17 protein-coding genes are annotated in these 15,872 nt (G+C 60.5%); 10 read left to right on the top strand and 7 right to left on the bottom strand.

The window, feature by feature from the left end; genetic code table 11:
• Positions 1 to 58: 58 nt before the first annotated feature.
• A complete protein-coding gene (locus tag ACW55A_RS15850) occupies positions 59 to 721 on the top strand; it encodes a TetR/AcrR family transcriptional regulator (protein ID WP_498811431.1) in 663 nt (220 codons plus the stop codon).
• A gap of 54 nt (positions 722 to 775) precedes the next feature.
• Positions 776 to 1,633 (top strand): sulfurtransferase, encoded by an 858-nt coding sequence (locus ACW55A_RS15855; RefSeq protein ID WP_003432512.1) that lies wholly within the window; start codon positions 776 to 778, stop codon positions 1,631 to 1,633.
• A gap of 7 nt (positions 1,634 to 1,640) precedes the next feature.
• Here the strand turns inward: ACW55A_RS15855 and ACW55A_RS15860 are convergent, their stop codons facing one another.
• The 4 genes from ACW55A_RS15860 to ACW55A_RS15875 all read right to left on the bottom strand — a co-directional run bounded on the left by ACW55A_RS15860 (position 1,641) and on the right by ACW55A_RS15875 (position 6,401).
• Complete coding sequence (locus tag ACW55A_RS15860) at positions 1,641 to 2,675, bottom strand: hydrolase (protein ID WP_024663703.1); 1,035 nt, start codon at positions 2,673 to 2,675, stop codon at positions 1,641 to 1,643.
• A 296-nt stretch (positions 2,676 to 2,971) separates the two neighbouring features.
• The gene (gene rsmD / locus ACW55A_RS15865; RefSeq protein WP_065348899.1) at positions 2,972 to 3,562 is read right to left on the bottom strand and encodes a 16S rRNA (guanine(966)-N(2))-methyltransferase RsmD; all 591 of its coding nucleotides are present in this window, start codon (positions 3,560 to 3,562) and stop codon (positions 2,972 to 2,974) included.
• Positions 3,562 to 5,052, bottom strand: coding sequence for a M16 family metallopeptidase (locus tag ACW55A_RS15870; protein WP_498811432.1), 1,491 nt, complete (start codon positions 5,050 to 5,052; stop codon positions 3,562 to 3,564). Before ACW55A_RS15870 ends, rsmD begins: the two co-directional genes overlap by 1 nt.
• On the bottom strand, positions 5,049 to 6,401 hold the full coding sequence (locus ACW55A_RS15875) for a M16 family metallopeptidase (protein ID WP_498811433.1): 1,353 nt from the start codon (positions 6,399 to 6,401) through the stop codon (positions 5,049 to 5,051). The genes ACW55A_RS15870 and ACW55A_RS15875 overlap by 4 nt, the downstream gene beginning before the upstream one ends.
• 256 nt (positions 6,402 to 6,657) lie before the next feature.
• On the opposite strand from ACW55A_RS15875, the gene ftsY reads away from it, so the two are divergent.
• The 4 genes from ftsY (at position 6,658) to rpoH (ending at position 10,835) form a co-directional block, all read left to right on the top strand.
• Complete coding sequence (gene ftsY, locus ACW55A_RS15880) at positions 6,658 to 8,163, top strand: signal recognition particle-docking protein FtsY (protein WP_498811434.1); 1,506 nt, start codon at positions 6,658 to 6,660, stop codon at positions 8,161 to 8,163.
• Positions 8,160 to 8,831, top strand: coding sequence for a cell division ATP-binding protein FtsE (ftsE, locus tag ACW55A_RS15885; protein ID WP_002555631.1), 672 nt, complete (start codon positions 8,160 to 8,162; stop codon positions 8,829 to 8,831). The genes ftsY and ftsE overlap by 4 nt, the downstream gene beginning before the upstream one ends.
• The gene (gene ftsX, locus ACW55A_RS15890) at positions 8,828 to 9,862 is read left to right on the top strand and encodes a permease-like cell division protein FtsX (protein WP_003372518.1); all 1,035 of its coding nucleotides are present in this window, start codon (positions 8,828 to 8,830) and stop codon (positions 9,860 to 9,862) included. Before ftsE ends, ftsX begins: the two co-directional genes overlap by 4 nt.
• Before the next feature lie 118 nt (positions 9,863 to 9,980).
• Positions 9,981 to 10,835, top strand: a complete 855-nt coding sequence (gene rpoH, locus ACW55A_RS15895) for an RNA polymerase sigma factor RpoH (protein WP_002555629.1) — start codon at positions 9,981 to 9,983, stop codon at positions 10,833 to 10,835.
• A gap of 135 nt (positions 10,836 to 10,970) precedes the next feature.
• On the opposite strand, the gene mtgA is transcribed toward rpoH, so the two are convergent.
• Positions 10,971 to 11,750: a biosynthetic peptidoglycan transglycosylase gene (mtgA, locus tag ACW55A_RS15900; protein ID WP_499140454.1), complete on the bottom strand. Its 780-nt coding sequence runs from the start codon at positions 11,748 to 11,750 to the stop codon at positions 10,971 to 10,973.
• Between the two features lie 11 nt (positions 11,751 to 11,761).
• On the opposite strand from mtgA, the gene ACW55A_RS15905 reads away from it, so the two are divergent.
• The 4 genes from ACW55A_RS15905 (at position 11,762) to trmB (ending at position 14,048) form a co-directional block, all read left to right on the top strand.
• A complete protein-coding gene (locus ACW55A_RS15905) occupies positions 11,762 to 12,142 on the top strand; it encodes a DUF423 domain-containing protein (protein WP_024661886.1) in 381 nt (126 codons plus the stop codon).
• A gap of 114 nt (positions 12,143 to 12,256) precedes the next feature.
• Positions 12,257 to 12,457, top strand: a complete 201-nt coding sequence (thiS, locus tag ACW55A_RS15910) for a sulfur carrier protein ThiS (protein WP_003372514.1) — start codon at positions 12,257 to 12,259, stop codon at positions 12,455 to 12,457.
• Between the two features lie 51 nt (positions 12,458 to 12,508).
• The gene (locus ACW55A_RS15915) at positions 12,509 to 13,303 is read left to right on the top strand and encodes a thiazole synthase (RefSeq protein ID WP_003304387.1); all 795 of its coding nucleotides are present in this window, start codon (positions 12,509 to 12,511) and stop codon (positions 13,301 to 13,303) included.
• Between the two features lie 10 nt (positions 13,304 to 13,313).
• The gene (gene trmB, locus ACW55A_RS15920) at positions 13,314 to 14,048 is read left to right on the top strand and encodes a tRNA (guanosine(46)-N7)-methyltransferase TrmB (protein WP_498811435.1); all 735 of its coding nucleotides are present in this window, start codon (positions 13,314 to 13,316) and stop codon (positions 14,046 to 14,048) included.
• Between the two features lie 41 nt (positions 14,049 to 14,089).
• Here the strand turns inward: trmB and ACW55A_RS15925 are convergent, their stop codons facing one another.
• Together ACW55A_RS15925 and ACW55A_RS15930 are read right to left on the bottom strand one after the other, a co-directional pair.
• A complete protein-coding gene (locus ACW55A_RS15925; RefSeq protein WP_024661887.1) occupies positions 14,090 to 15,148 on the bottom strand; it encodes an HAD family hydrolase in 1,059 nt (352 codons plus the stop codon).
• Between the two features lie 190 nt (positions 15,149 to 15,338).
• The gene (locus ACW55A_RS15930) at positions 15,339 to 15,851 is read right to left on the bottom strand and encodes a dihydrofolate reductase (protein WP_455808612.1); all 513 of its coding nucleotides are present in this window, start codon (positions 15,849 to 15,851) and stop codon (positions 15,339 to 15,341) included.
• Positions 15,852 to 15,872 lie beyond the last annotated feature (21 nt).

A 15,872-nucleotide genomic window follows, 5' to 3' on the forward strand; every position in this document is an offset into this window, starting at 1 on the left:
GTATCAGCCTGCGCTAAGATTGCCATCACCTGATCAGCAAAGAGTGGCCTGGCCCAGCATGGCACCGCGTACCAAAACCCGTGAACGAATCGTGCAAACCAGTCTGGAACTGTTCAATCAGCAGGGCGAGCGTTGCGTGACCACCAATCACATCGCTGCGCACATGGAAATCTCGCCCGGCAATCTCTATTACCACTTTCCCAACAAGCAGGCGATCATCGCCGAACTGTTCTCCGAGTACGAGATGCTGATCGGCAGTTTCCTGACTCTGCCAGCCGACCGTGCGCCGACCATTGAGGATAAGCGCGATTACTTCCTGGCGATTATCGACGCCATGTGGCGCTACCGTTTTCTGCACCGTGATCCTGAGCACCTGCTGACCTCGGATGAGGAGTTGGCGCGGCGTTATCGGCGTTTTTCGTACCGCTGTCTGATGCAGGCGATGACCATCTACCGGGGATTCATCAAGGCGGGCATCCTGAAGATGGATGAGTCGCAGATCGAGTGGACCAGTCTTAACACCTGGATCGTCCTGACGTCGTGGGTGCGTTTTCTGTGCACCAATCGGGAAAACTCCACGCAGATCAACCAATCGGCTATTCGACGTGGCGTCTATCAGGTACTTATGCTCGAATCTGTTTTTGTCGCACCTCAGGCTCGCGAAGCGTTCGATGCCCTGTGCAAGACGTTTCACGCGTCACTGCCCGAGGTTCTGATGTGAATTCCAGGACCGACGAGCAGCCAGCTTGTCGGTTCTCTGCCACAGGAGTGTGTCATGTCCATCGCGCAACTGATCAACCCTGAGCAACTGGCTGAACGCCAGAAAACTCCAGGCCTGGTGATTCTCGATTGCCGCTACGCGCTTGAAGATTCCGACTACGGTCAACGCAGTTACGCCCAGGGGCGTATCGAGGGCGCGTCTTTTGCCGATCTGAAGCGCGACCTCAGCGGGCCTGCTATCAAAGGCAAGACCGGACGTCATCCACTGCCCGATCCCGCCGCTTTGCTGCAATGCTTTCAGGCTTGGGGCATCAACGCCGACAGCGATGTTGTGCTGTATGACGATGGGCCGGGAATGTATGCCGCGCGGGCCTGGTGGTTGCTGGCCTGGATGGGCAAGCGCGAGGGCGTCTACCTGCTCGATGGCGGGCTGAAGGCCTGGCACGCTGCGGGGCTGCCGTTGAGCCTGGATGCGCCGAATCGTGAGCCCGGTCATTTCAGCGGCGAGCCGAACATGTCCATGGTGCTCAGCGGCAGTCGCTTGCAGGGTCGTCTGGGACGCCCGGAAATGACCCTGATCGATGCCCGTGCCGAAGCCCGCTTTCGAGGCGACGTAGAACCTCTGGATCCGGTTGCCGGGCATATTCCCGGTGCGCAGTGTGCAGCCTGTACTGACAACCTCGGTCCCGATGGACGCTTTTTGCCGCCCGAACAGCTCAGGCAGCGTTTCGCTGAAAAGCTGCAGGGCCGCCCGCCGGAGAGCCTGGTGTCCTATTGCGGTTCAGGTGTCACCGCCTGCCACAACCTGTTCGCCCTGTGTCTGGCCGGCTATCCGCTGGCAACGCTGTATGCGGGATCGTGGAGTGAATGGATCACCGATCCTGAACGGGAAATCGCCACGGGCGCCGATTGATTCGTTATCAACTGGTGGGCGAGCCGTCGCGCGCCTGGGCGGCGCATAGCCACAGCGGGATGCGGCGTTCGAGGTAGTAACGCGGATTACGAAGCGAGCCTTCGACGAAGCCGACATGCCCGCCTTTGGTGTGCAGTTCGAATTCGGTGCAGGACGACAGCTCGCTGGGTTCGGGCAGGCTGTGAGGGAATACGAATGGGTCGTCGCTGGACTGGATGATCAGCGTCGGCGTCTGAATCTGGCCCAGGTAGTAGCGGCTGGACGCTCTGCGGTAATAGTCCGTGGCATCGGTAAACCCATGCAACGGCGCAGTCACCCGGCCATCGAAGTCCCAGAAGGTGCGCATGTTCTCCAGTGAGCCCAGCGCGGCGAGTTCGGCCAGGCCCTCGCTGATGCCTTCATGCTGGAACCGATGCTGCTTGTCACGGATATAAGCCAGCATTTCGCGCATGAAGTGCCGCTGATAAACCCGCGAGAAGCCTTGGCCGATACGGTTGGCGCATTCGTCCAGACGGAACGGCACGGACACCGCCACGGCGCCCCGTAAATCGCTGTTGGCGCCGGATTCTCCGAGGTACTTGAGCAACACATTGCCGCCCAGCGAATACCCCACCGCATAAATCGGAGCCAATGGCCGCAGCGAGCGCAAATGAGCGATCACTTCGGCCAGGTCCTCGCTCGCGCCTGAGTGATAACTGCGCGACAGCAAGTTGGGTTCTCCCGAGCAACCGCGCCAGTTCAACGCCACACTCGGCCAGCCCTGCGCTGCCATGGCCTTTTGCAGGCCGGCAACATAGGGCGAGTTGGACGACCCGGTGAGGCCGTGCAGTACCAGCACCAAGGGTTTACCGGACTCATCCGGGCCATGCCAGTCCATGTCCAGAAAGTCCCCGTCCTGCAACCACAACCGCTCGCGCGTACGCGCCAGCAGCGTCGGCTTGCGCAGCAGCGGCCCCCAAAGCGTCTGCAAATGCGGATTGCCCATGCCGACGGCCGGGACGAATGGATTGGCATGGGACAGAAAGGTAGGGCGTGTGGACACGTGCTTGCTCAACGATCGGTGCAGTGACTGAAGCTGTACGTTGCCACTAAGTGGTCCGGGATGTAAGTGGCTTGACGGTGTCGTTGCGTATAGGAATGCGTTTCGTGACGCTCTGCATCGCAAAAGAGTACGCACAGCGTCCAGAACGGCATGCGACGCGGAGCGTCGCACGATAGTCGAGGTTATCGTTCCGCACGCTCCAGCGTGGGAATGCCTTTCACGACGCTCTGCGTCGTCAACAGGACGCGGAACGTTCAGAGCTGCATGCCAAACGCGGAGCATTGGTTCGTGAGCTGTCAGCCCTGGCTCCGCTGCCACAACGCGTAATACACCTGACCAGCCTTTTTCTCGCGGTGCAATCGCCAGCTGCCCGGCAAGCCGGTGGTCGATGGCGGTGTTTCGCTTTCCGTGTAAATCCAGGCGGTGTCGGCCAGCCAGCCGTGGCTTTCCAGCAGGTTGCAGGCTGAAGCCAGCAGGCCCTGATGGAAGGGCGGGTCGAGGAACACCACGTCAAAGGGCGAGGCGGTGGCGGTTTCCAGGTGGCGCAGGGCGTCGGTCTGGGAGACCTGACCGCTGCTGCAGTTCAGCGCATCGAGGTTCTGGCGCAGGCTGGCGATGGCTGCCGCGTTGCTGTCCAGGGCCAGGCCCATGCTGGCGCCACGCGACAAGGCTTCGAAATACAGCGCGCCGCTGCCCGTGAAAACGTCCAGCACCCGGGCACCGGCGATGTAGGGTGCCAGCCAGTTGAACAGGGTTTCGCGCACGCGATCAGGTGTCGGGCGCAGGCCGGGGGCGTCGGGGAAGGTCAGGCGGCGGCTGCCCCATTCTCCGCCGATGATACGAAGCTGACCCAGGCCGTTGTGGCCCTTCGGACGTGGATTGGCCATCAGTGTTCCGGGACCCCTGCAGGTTGGCGGACGGGTTTGTCGGTCGGCGCCGGCAAGGGTTTTTGCTCGACGGTCGGACCCACCGTGACGATGACCATCTTGTCAGCGCTGAGGTGTTTGCTCATTGCCGCTTTCACCTGTTCGACGGTCACGTTCTGCGCGGCGGCCATGTAGTCCTCGAGGTAGGTCAACGGCAGGTTGTAGAAACCGATGGCACCCAACTGGCCCACGATGGCCGAATTGCTGGCTGCAGTCAGCGGGAAGCTGCCGGTCAGTTCGCGCTTCACATCGTCGACTTCTTTCTGGGTCGGACCGGTGGCGAGGAAGTCGCGAACGATGTCCTGCACCAGCTTGAGGGTGTTTTCGCTCATTTCCGCACGCGTCTGCAGGCCGATCATGAATGGCCCCGCCACCTGCATGGCAGTGAAGCCGGAAGACACGCCGTAGGTCAGGCCGCGTTTTTCCCGCACTTCGGTCATCAGTCGGCTGCCGAAGCCGCCACCGCCCAATACCGAGTTACCCACGGTCAGTGCCGCGTAGTCCGGATCGTTACAGTCGATGCCCAACTGCGCGAGCATCAGGTGCGTCTGGTTGGAGGCAAATTCGATGTGCGTGGTGCCTGCCTTGGGCTCGACCGGGTCAGCGACCTTGGCCAGCGCCGGGCCTTTGGGCAACGAGGCAGATACCTGTGCCGCGATGGCCTGCGCGTCGTCTCGCGACAGGTCTCCGACCAGAGCAATCACTGCATTGCCCGCTGCATAGCCTTTGGCGTGGAACGCCTTGAGCTGAGCGAGAGTGATGGCGTTGACGCTCTTGGCGTCGCCTTCGCTCGGGTGAGCGTAGGGGTGATCACCGTACAGACGATTGAACAGTTCCTTGCTGGCGATAGCGCCAGGGTTCTGTTTCTGAGTCTCGAAGCTGGCGATCAACTGGTTCTTGATTCGGGCCAGAGAATCGGCAGGGAAGGTGGGCTTGCCCACGACCTCACTGAACAGCTTCAGGGCCGGATCGCGCTTGTCCGCAGCACTCAGGCTGCGCAACGAAACCACCGCCATGTCACGGTAGGACCCGTTGCTGAAGTCGGCGCCCAGGCCTTCGAAGCCCTGGGCGATCGCGTTGACGTCCTTGCCTTTGATGCCCTCGTTGAGCATGGCGTTGGTCAGCAGGGCAATACCGGGGGATTTCTGGTCCTGGCTGCTACCGGCGGCGAACGTCAGGCGCATGTCGAACATGGGCAATTCGCGGGATTCCACGAACAGCACCCGGGCGCCCTCGGCGGTATTCCAGGTCTGGATATTCAGGGCGCGACGGGCCGGAGCCTTGCCGTCCAGTTCCTTGAGGGTCTGCAGGTTGCTGCCCAGCGCGGGAGCGGCCTGGCCCTGCTCGGCAGGCGCGTCGTCGGCCAGGGCTGGCGGTGCAACAAAGGCACCGAGCGAACCGGCCAGGATCAGGCCAAGCAGCGCATGACGTGGAGCATTGCGCGTGATCATTTGGCTTTCTCCTCAGGCAGAACGTGCGCAACGCTGAGGCGCTCACGGGTGAAATAGGTGTTGGCAGCTTTCTGGATGTCTTGCGGGGTTACGCTTTGCAGCGCCTCCAGTTCATTGTCCATCAGCTTCCAGGACAGGCCGACGGTTTCCAGCTCTCCGATCATGGTCGCCTGGCTGGTGATCGAGTCGCGCTCGTAGACCACACCGGCAATGACCTGAGCCCGGACACGCTCCAGCTCCTCGGCGGACGGTGCCTTGGTTTTCAGCTCATCGAGCAGGCGCCAGATCCCGGCTTCCACATCGGCCAGGGTTTTCTTCTTCTGCAGGTTGGGTGTGGCGCTGATCATGAACAGGCTGTCGCCGCGAGCGAACGCGTCGTAACGCGACGAGGCACCGGAGACCAACTCTTCGCCACGTTCCAGGCGCGAGGAAATGCGTGCGCTGTAGCCACCGTCGAGCAGCGCTGCGATCAGACGCAGGGCGTTCGCCAAGCGGGGATCTTCAGCGGTTGCGACACTCGGTACGTTGAAACCGTAGATCAGACTCGGCAACTGGGTTTTGACGTGCAGGGTGATCTTGCGCTCGCCTGGCTCGGCCAGTTCCAGTGGTTTTTTCGAAGGCGGTACATCGCGGCGCGGGATCGATCCGAAGAAGCGCTCTGCCAGGGCTTTGACTTCGTCCGGCTGCACATCACCGACGACCACCAGCGTGGCGTTGTTCGGCGCATACCAGGATTCGTACCAGTGGCGCAGTTCTTCGACCTTCATGCGCTCCAGGTCCGCCATCCAGCCGATGGTCGGCGTGTGATAGCCGCTGGCAGGGTAGGCCATTGCCTTGAAGCGCTCGAACGCCTTGCCCATTGGCTGGTCGTCGGTACGCAGGCGACGCTCTTCCTTGATGACCTCAATCTCGCGGCTGAATTCGTCGGCGGGCAATTTCAGGGTTGCCATGCGATCGGCTTCCAGTTCCAGCGCGACGTTCAGGCGGTCGCGCGCCAGCACCTGGTAATAGGCGGTGTAGTCGTCGCTGGTGAACGCGTTCTCTTCAGCGCCCAGATCGCGGAGAATCAGCGAGGACTCGCCCGGCCCGGTTTTGCTGCTGCCTTTGAACATCATGTGTTCAAGTGCGTGGGACAGACCGGTCTGGCCCGGCGTTTCGTAGCTGGAGCCGACCTTGTACCAGATCTGCGATACCACCACAGGAGCGCGGTGGTCTTCGCGAACAATAACCTTCAGGCCATTGTCGAGGGTGAATTCGTGAGTCGGTTGCGGATCAGCAGCCAATGCTGTCAAAGGCAGACAAATTGTGCTGAGCAGCAGGCCTGCGGCGCGGCGGGCTAGAGCATTCATTCGTAGTTTGAACCTGTAGGACGGCCCGCTTGAACTTAGCGTCGGCGGGCGCGGGGGTGTTAGGATACTGATCCGTTTGCTTCAGAGACAGCCTTCACTGGCCGATTGCGAGTGAAACCTGTCTGAAACGCAGGTAAAGGTAGCTGCACACGCGGCCGATGAGTGAACAAGAAGTCCTAAACGCAGTCTGTTTTGCATGTCAGAATTTTTCCGGGTCGCCCTCTGGCGCCCCGCAACCTTGAGATAGCCGTCCTCCATGTTTGGTTCCAACGACGACAAGAAGACCCCAGCCGAGGCTGGAGAGAAGAAAGGCCTGTTCGGATGGCTGCGCAAGAAGCCGCAGCAAACCGAGTCGAAGCCAGCAGAATCATCCCCGACGCAACCCGACCCGATCGCCGATCAGGTTGCAGCGACGCCGCAGGTTGAGCCTCATGTTGCCTCGCAATCGGTGTCTGAAGTCACCGTCGAAGCGGCTGAGCCTGCCTCGCAACGTCATGTCGAGCCCGGTGCTCCGTCGCCCCAGCCCTGGCTGACCTTGCCGGTGACTGAAGAGCCGGTGGCATTGAGTGACGAGCGAGAGCCGCATGTCACGCCGGCCATCCCTGAACAGAACCATGCCCCTGTTGCGCCCGAACCGCGGGAGCCTGAACCCGTCATAGCGGAGCCGGTGGCGGATATCGTGCCGCTCGCGATGCCTGAGCCGGTTCTGGTTCAACCTGTTGCAGAGCCTGAGCCAGTGCTCGCGCAGGTAATGCCGCAACCTGTTCAGTCTGCTGCGCAAGCGGTTGCAGTGGCGGCGCCCGCACCGACACCTGAGCCAGAAACCGGCAAGGTCGGCTTCTTTGCGCGTCTCAAGCAGGGCCTGTCGAAGACCAGTGCCAGCATCGGCGAAGGCATGGCCAGCCTGTTTCTGGGCAAGAAGGCCATCGATGATGATCTGCTGGAAGAAATCGAAACCCGCCTGCTGACCGCCGATGTCGGCGTTGAGGCCACCTCGGTCATCATCAAGAGCCTGACTCAGAAGGTCGCGCGCAAGCAGTTGACCGACGCCCAAGCGTTGTACACCTCGTTGCAGGGCGAACTGGCTGCGATGCTCAAGCCTGTCGAGCAACCGCTGGTGATCAAGGCCGAGCACAAGCCGTTCGTGATTCTGGTGGTCGGCGTCAATGGCGCGGGCAAGACCACCACCATCGGCAAGCTGGCCAAGAAGCTGCAATTGGAAGGCAAGAAGGTCATGCTGGCGGCGGGCGACACGTTCCGCGCTGCAGCCGTCGAGCAATTGCAGGTCTGGGGTGAGCGTAATCACATACCGGTCATCGCTCAGCACACCGGTGCCGACTCGGCTTCTGTCATCTTCGATTCCGTGCAGGCTGCCAAGGCTCGTGGCATCGACGTGCTGATCGCCGACACCGCCGGACGTCTGCACACCAAGGACAATCTGATGGAGGAGTTGAAGAAGGTTCGCCGCGTGATCGGCAAGCTGGACGCAGATGCCCCTCACGAAGTCCTGCTGGTCCTCGATGCAGGCACCGGGCAGAACGCTATCAATCAGGCCAAGCAATTCAACCAGACCGTCACGCTGACCGGGCTGGCGCTGACCAAGCTGGACGGCACCGCCAAGGGCGGCGTGATTTTCGCTTTGGCCAAGCAGTTCGGCTTGCCGATTCGCTATATCGGCGTTGGTGAAGGTATCGATGATCTGCGTACCTTCGAGGCCGAACCCTTTGTTCAGGCACTGTTTGCGGAGCGGGAGCGTCCATGATTCGATTCGAGCAGGTCGGTAAGCGCTACCCGAATGGACATGTCGGGTTGCATGAACTGAGCTTTCGAGTACGTCGCGGCGAGTTTTTGTTCGTCACCGGCCATTCCGGTGCCGGCAAAAGCACGCTGCTGCGCCTGTTGCTGGCCATGGAGCGTCCGACCACCGGCAAACTGATGCTGGCCGGTCAGGACCTTGGGCAAATCAGCAACGCACAAATCCCGTTTCTGCGTCGTCAGATCGGCGTGGTATTCCAGAATCACCAGTTGCTGTTCGATCGCACGGTGTTCAATAACATTGCGTTGCCCTTGCAGATTCTCGGCCTGTCCAAGCCCGAGATCGCCAAGCGGGTCGATTCGGCGCTTGAGCGGGTAGCGTTGTCCGACAAGGCCGAGTTGTACCCGGGTGATCTCTCTACCGGTCAGCAACAGCGTGTCGGCATTGCCCGCGCCATTGTTCACCGTCCGGCCCTGCTGCTCGCCGATGAACCGACCGGTAACCTCGACCCACGGCTGGCGGCGGAGATCATGGGTGTGTTTGAAGATATCAACCGACTGGGGACCAGCGTGCTGATTGCCAGTCACGACCTGGCATTGATCGCCCGCATGCGTCATCGCATGCTGACCCTGCAGCGCGGTCGTCTGATCGGTGACGGGGAGGCCGGAGTATGAGTGCCACACGCAGCCCCAAGGTTTCAGAGCGCGTCGCGCCAAAAGCGGCCGATCCGCTACCGCCGAAACAGAAAAAGCAGCGCCACGACCACGATGACGATGGCCCTGATTTCAGTGCGCTGATGTCCGCCTGGCTGGAAAGCCATCGTTCCAGTCTACTGGACAGCCTGCGGCGCCTGGGCAAACAGCCGATTGGCAGCTTTTTTACGTGTCTGGTGATGGCGATTGCCTTGAGTCTGCCGATGGGCTTGTCGTTGCTGCTGAGCAATGTCGAGCGTCTGGGTGGTTCATGGCAGCGCGCGGCGCAGATTTCGATTTATCTGAATCTGGATGCCAGTACTGCCGATGGCACGCGCCTGCGCGATGAAATCAAGGCGATGCCCGGTGTGGCAGATGCCGAGTACATCAGCAGCGAACAGGCATTGGGGGAGTTCAAGCAGCAGTCCGGGTTGGGCGAGGCGCTCAAGGAATTGCCAGAGAACCCGCTTCCGGGCGTGGTGCTGGTGACGCCGGACGAAGTGGACAAACCTGCGCTGGAAGCCTTGCGTACGCGACTCGCCGGATTACCTAAAGTAGAACAGGCGCAACTGGACCTGGTCTGGGTAGAAAGGCTGGCCGCGATCCTCAAACTGGGTGACCGTTTCGTTTTCGGCTTGACGGTTCTGCTGGTCTCGGCTTTGCTGTTAGTAATTGGTAACACAATTCGTCTACACATTGAAAACCGCCGCATCGAAATCGAAGTGATCAAGCTGGTGGGCGGTACCGACAGCTACGTGCGCAGGCCTTTCCTTTATATGGGCGCGCTGTACGGCTTCGGGGCGGGTATCCTGTCCTGGGGCGTTCTGGCTTATGGCCTGAACTGGCTGAACGGCGCGGTTGTCGGACTGGCAGGTCTCTATGGAAGTGACTTTGCGCTGGCCGGTGTGCCGATGGGTGATGGTCTTTCCCTCTTGCTTGGAGCGGTTCTGTTAGGGTATATCGGTGCCTGGATTGCGGTGGCCCGACATCTTCGTGAACTGGCGCCCCGGTAGAGCCACATTATTGTTTCACCAGACTGGCCTCTGAATATCAAGGAACTTGGTTAGCGGTTCCGGGTCAATCTGGCTAATGCTGAACTGCACATAACCTGTGCGCTGGAGGTTTTTTCGTATGACCACTTCTTTGCAACCTGCTTATGCTCTAGTCCCGGGTGCGAACCTTGAGGCCTACGTGCACACGGTCAACAGCATTCCTTTGCTGACGCCCGAGCAGGAGCGTGAACTGGCTGAGAGTCTCTACTATGAGCAGGATCTGGACGCGGCCCGTCAAATGGTTCTCGCCCACCTGCGATTCGTCGTGCACATCGCGCGCAGTTATTCGGGTTACGGTCTGGCTCAGGCCGACCTGATCCAGGAAGGTAACGTCGGTCTGATGAAGGCCGTGAAGCGTTTCAATCCGGAAATGGGCGTGCGTCTGGTGTCCTTCGCCGTGCACTGGATCAAGGCTGAAATTCACGAGTTCATCCTGCGTAACTGGCGCATCGTCAAGGTCGCCACGACCAAGGCGCAGCGCAAGCTGTTCTTCAACCTGCGCAGCCAGAAGAAGCGTCTGGCCTGGCTGAACAACGATGAAGTGCATCGCGTCGCTGAAAGCCTGGGCGTCGAGCCGCGTGAAGTGCGTGAGATGGAAAGCCGTCTGACGGGCCATGACATGGCCTTCGACCCGGCAGCCGAGGCGGATGACGACAGCGCGTTCCAGTCGCCAGCCAATTATCTGGAAGACCACCGCTACGACCCGGCGCGTCAACTGGAAGACTCCGATTGGACCGACAACTCCACCGCCAATCTGCATCAGGCGTTGGACGTGCTGGACGAACGCAGCCGCGACATCCTCTACCAGCGCTGGCTGGCAGAAGAAAAAGCCACGCTGCACGACCTGGCGCAGAAGTACAACGTTTCTGCAGAGCGTATTCGTCAGCTGGAAAAAAGCGCGATGAACAAGCTCAAGACGTCGATTGCCGCGTAAGGCTACCTAGCAACGAAAAACGCCCCGAGACAATCGGGGCGTTTTTGTTTGTGTATCAGCTATCGTGCGACGCTCTGCATCGGCATGCCGTTCTGGACGCTCTGCCGTCCTCTTCTCCGAACTAGCGCCAGCCCATCACCAGCGACGACTGCTGTTCAACCCCTGCAAATACTCATCCCCACCCAATTGACGCATTTGCTGACGAATCCAGCCCGCGCGGCGGGAGACATAGCTGCTCGGGTGGCTGGCGCTCCACTGGCGCGGGTTGGGCAGGACGGCGGCGAGGTAGCTGGCCTGCTGGGCGGAAAGCGCGCTGGCGTTGGTGCGGAAGTGATGTTGCGCCGCAGCCTGGGCGCCGAATACACCTTCGTCCCACTCGACACTGTTGAGGTACACCTCGAGGATGCGCTCCTTGGACCAGAGCAGCTCGATCAGCATGGTGAACCAGGCTTCCAGCCCCTTGCGCAGGTAGCTGCGGCCGGACCACAGAAACAGGTTTTTCGACACCTGCTGGCTGAGCGTGCTGGCACCGCGTATCGAGCCGCCGCGCTCGTTGTGCAGGATGGCCGCTTGAATGGCGTCGACGTCGAAACCCCAATGCTCGGCAAACTTCTGGTCTTCGCCGGCAATGACCGCAATTTTCAGGTCGTCGGAGATTTTGTCCCACGGTTCCCAGTCGCGTTGCAGGTCGATAGGCTCGCCATCGACCCAGGATTCGACTTTGCGCTCGACCATCAGCGCACTGCCCGGTGGCGGCACCCAGCGCAAAACCAGAACCACGAGAACACTGCCTGCGGCGAACCACAGCAGGGCTTTGACGATACGACGAAGAATAGACTGCAGCATAGAGATGGCTTGGCCGAACCCGTTGAGCGGGCCATTATACAGACCGTGCGCCTTTCGACGATTTTTCACTGGAGTTCCTGATGCTTCGTAGCTTTTTGATGCTGGCCGCTTTCTTCGGCTTCACCGGTGTCGCCCTGGGCGCATTTGCTGCCCACGGTCTCAAGGAACGCCTGAGTGCCGAGTATCTGGCGGTGTTCCACACCGGTGTGCTTTATCAGCTGATTCACGCGCTGGCCCTGCTCGGCGTGGCGATCCTGGCAACGCACATCCCCGGGCGCCTGATCACCTGGGCCGGATTCTCCTTCGCGGTCGGTATCCTGCTGTTTTCCGGCAGCCTCTACGCGCTGACCCTGACCGGTTTCAGCAAGCTGGGCATCATCACGCCGTTCGGTGGGCTGTCATTTCTGTTCGGCTGGTCGATGCTCGGTCTGGCGGCCTGGAGGCTGGGCTCGCCTCCTTGAGCGCCTGCTCCCCGGAAAGCAGGCCGTGCTTGAGACGAATGGCGTGGCTTTGCCTTGGTCATACCGGCTGATCGGGCTAGAATGCTGGCCCCCTAAAATGATGGCTGCTTTCGCATGCACATTCAGTTGAACGGCGAACCCTTTGAATTGCCCGATGGCGAAACCGTCGCGGCATTGCTGACCCGTCTGGACCTTGCAGGGCGCCGGGTCGCGGTGGAACTGAACCTGGATATCGTGCCGCGCAGTCAACATGCGGCGACCGTCCTGAGTGAAGGCGATCAGGTCGAAGTGGTTCATGCCATTGGCGGTGGCTAGTTCGCAATCCGCACTGCGCCCAACCCAATCTGCACGTTATGAGGATTTCCGATGAGCAATGTTCGCAGCGACAAGCCCTTCGTCCTGGCCGGTCGGACTTTCGAGTCGCGCCTGCTGGTAGGCACCGGCAAGTACATCGATATGGAACAGACCCGTCTGGCCATCGAAGCCTCGGGCGCCGAGATCGTGACCGTTGCCGTGCGCCGTACCAACCTGGGCCAGAATCCCGGCGAGCCGAACCTGCTGGACGTGCTGCCGCCTGATCGCTACACCATATTGCCGAACACCGCTGGCTGCTTCGATGCGACCGAGGCCGTGCGCACCTGCCGCCTGTCCCGCGAACTGCTCGACGGCCGCAATCTGGTCAAGCTCGAAGTGCTGGCCGACCAGAAAACCCTGTTCCCGAATGTGATCGAAACCCTCAAGGCCGCCGAGATCCTGGTCAAGGACGGTTTCGACGTGATGGTCTACACCAGTGATGACCCGATCATCGCCCGTCAGCTGGCCGAAATCGGCTGTATCGCGATCATGCCGCTGGCCGGCCTGATCGGCAGCGGTCTGGGTATCTGCAACCCGTACAACCTGCAGATCATTCTTGAAGAAACCAAAGTGCCGGTGCTGGTCGATGCCGGTGTCGGTACTGCCTCCGATGCCACCATCGCGATGGAACTGGGCTGTGAAGCCGTATTGATGAACTCGGCCATCGCCCATGCCCAGCAGCCGGTGATGATGGCCGAAGCCATGAAGCACGCCGTAATTGCCGGTCGTCTGGCCTACCTGGCCGGGCGCATGCCACGAAAACTCTATGCCAGCGCGTCTTCGCCGCTGGATGGCCTGATCAAGTAAGAGCCCGTTGATGACTGATTCGCACGTTTCGCACCCAGAGTCGCCTGCTGTCGAAGAAGGCGAAGAGCGCCCGCACCGCCGCATCAAGAGTTTTGTGATGCGTGCCGGCCGCATGACCGAAGGTCAGCAGCGCGGCCTCGATCAAGGCCTCCCGCTGTATGGCCTGTCGCTGACCGACACGCCTGTTGATTTCGATCAGGTATTCGGTCGCTCTGCGCCGCGTACGCTGGAAATCGGCTTCGGCATGGGCCACTCGCTGCTGGAAATGGCCGCTGCGGCTCCCGAGCACGACTTCATCGGTGTCGAGGTGCACTCTCCAGGCGTAGGCGCATTGCTCAACGGCGTACTCACCCAGGGGCTGACCAATGTGCGCGTCTACGATTGCGACGCCATTGAAGTGCTGAACCGCTGCGTTGCGGACAACAGCCTGGATCGACTGATGCTGTTCTTCCCGGACCCGTGGCACAAGAGTCGTCACCACAAGCGCCGCATCGTGCAGCCTGAATTCGCCGCACTGGTGCGCAGCAAGCTGAAGGCAGGCGGCGTGTTCCACATGGCCACTGATTGGGGCCCGTACGCGGAATACATGCTGGAAGTGATGAGCGTGGCGCCCGGTTATCGCAACCAGGCCGAAGACAACCAGTACGTTTCGCGCCCTGCGGAACGGCCGATCACCAAGTTCGAGCGCCGTGGCGAGAAGCTCGGACACGGCGTCTGGGATCTGAAGTTCGAGAAAGTCGACTGACCGGCATTGCGGGTTGCTGACAACCCGCAATGTCGTGTCGCTTACTGAATCTCGTCCGGCTTGACGATCACCCAGTTCTTGTCCGCCGTGACCGGCAGCTTCTCCTTGGCCTGAGCTTCGGCATTGTCCTTGATCATGCCGTTCAGCTGGGTCATGTACTTGTCCTTGCGGTTGATCCACAAGTGCACGCCGCCCTTGCTCACGTCGACGCTGTGAAACAGCATGTAGCCGTCGCTGGTCGGGGTATCGCCGCCGACCAGGACCGGTTTTTTCCACTGGTCGATGTAGGTCAGAATGGCCGCCTGCTTGCCCGCCATCCAGGTTGCCGGTGTCCACAGGTATGGCGTCAGCTCCAGACCCATGTTGCTTTTCGGATCGTATTTGCCCGCTGTGATCTGCTTGCGTGCCGTGGTCAGCTCGCCTGTCTTGCGGTCCTTGAGCAGCGTGCTCACGCCGATCACATTCTGCGGTTTGACGTTGTAGCCGTACTTCGGATCGGCAGCGACCATGCGTACCAGCTCTTCGGACGCCGCGGTCATCACATACACCTCGATGCCGTTTTCCATCAGCTTGTTGTACAGCTCGGTCTGCCCGGTGAATACCCGCGGCGGCTCGACATTGAGCTGCTTGACGGTATCGCCTTCGTAGTAGGTCGCAGGGATCGGCTTTTTCAGGGCCATCAGCTCATCGACATAGCCTTTGAGCTCCTGAAGCGTAAAGCCGGAAAACACCTGCGCGACCCACGGGTAGCAGACCATGTCGTCTATTTCGCAAAGACGATAGTAGTAGCTGAACAGGCTTTCCTTGTGCTCGGCGGTGTCTTTGAAGGGGATCAGCTTGAGCGAGGGGTCGAGTTTTTCGCGGGTGATCAGGCCTTTGTTTTCCATGTACGGCAGCAGCGACTCTTCGAGGTCGAAGCGGTAGCTGGTGTTGTCCATGTCGAAGACGGCGTAATTGCCCTTGTTGGCATTCGCCGCAATCATCGCGTCGAGCGCCTTGGCGGCAGGCTCGGGCCAATGCTTCAATTCGGTGGCCGCGATAGCCTGGCTGGCAAGCCCGAAGCAGACGGCAGCAGCCAACAGTTTTGGCACGAGTTTCATAGGCGATTTCCCCTTGTCGAAAAAACGAAGGGGCAGACCGTAACAAATTATTGTGAAGGCAAAAGTACGTCAGCGACCCGAAAAAGGCCAAATGACGCCGTTTGCCCCTTTATTTGCGACAGTGAAACCAAAAACGACACTTTTGTTGCAGTTTTTCGTCAGCGGCCGCAATTGCTCCAGAAATTGCTGATCAGACGCGTTCCCACACTTCGAAGTTGTAGGCAGGCTTGTCATCGACGGCGGCGTTTTCGATGTTGGATACCAGCGCCCACTGCGCCGTATCGAATTCAGGAAACCACGCGTCGCCATCAGGGCTCAGTGCCACGCGAGTCAGGTACAGGCGATCCGCCTCGGGAAGGCCCTGGGCATAAAGCTGCGCGCCGCCGATCAGCATCACCTCGTCGACGCCCTGTTCCTGCGCCCACTGCTCGGCGCGCACGACGGCGGCGTCCAGCGAAGCGAAGACTTCCGCGCCTTCAAGCTGCAGATCAGTCTGGCGGCTGACCACCAGGTTGAGGCGGCCAGGCAGCGTGCGACCCAACGAATCCCAGGTCTTGCGGCCCATGATGATCGGCTTGCCGAGCGTCGTTGCCTTGAAGTATTTGAAATCCCCCGGCAAATGCCAGGGCATGGAATTGTCGACGCCAATCACTCGGTTTTCACCAAGGGCGGCAATCAGGCTGAGGGGGAGATGAGTTTTCATGCCGCGAGGATATCAGAGGTC

The organism is Plantibacter cousiniae (nom. nud.) (assembly GCF_977070315.1).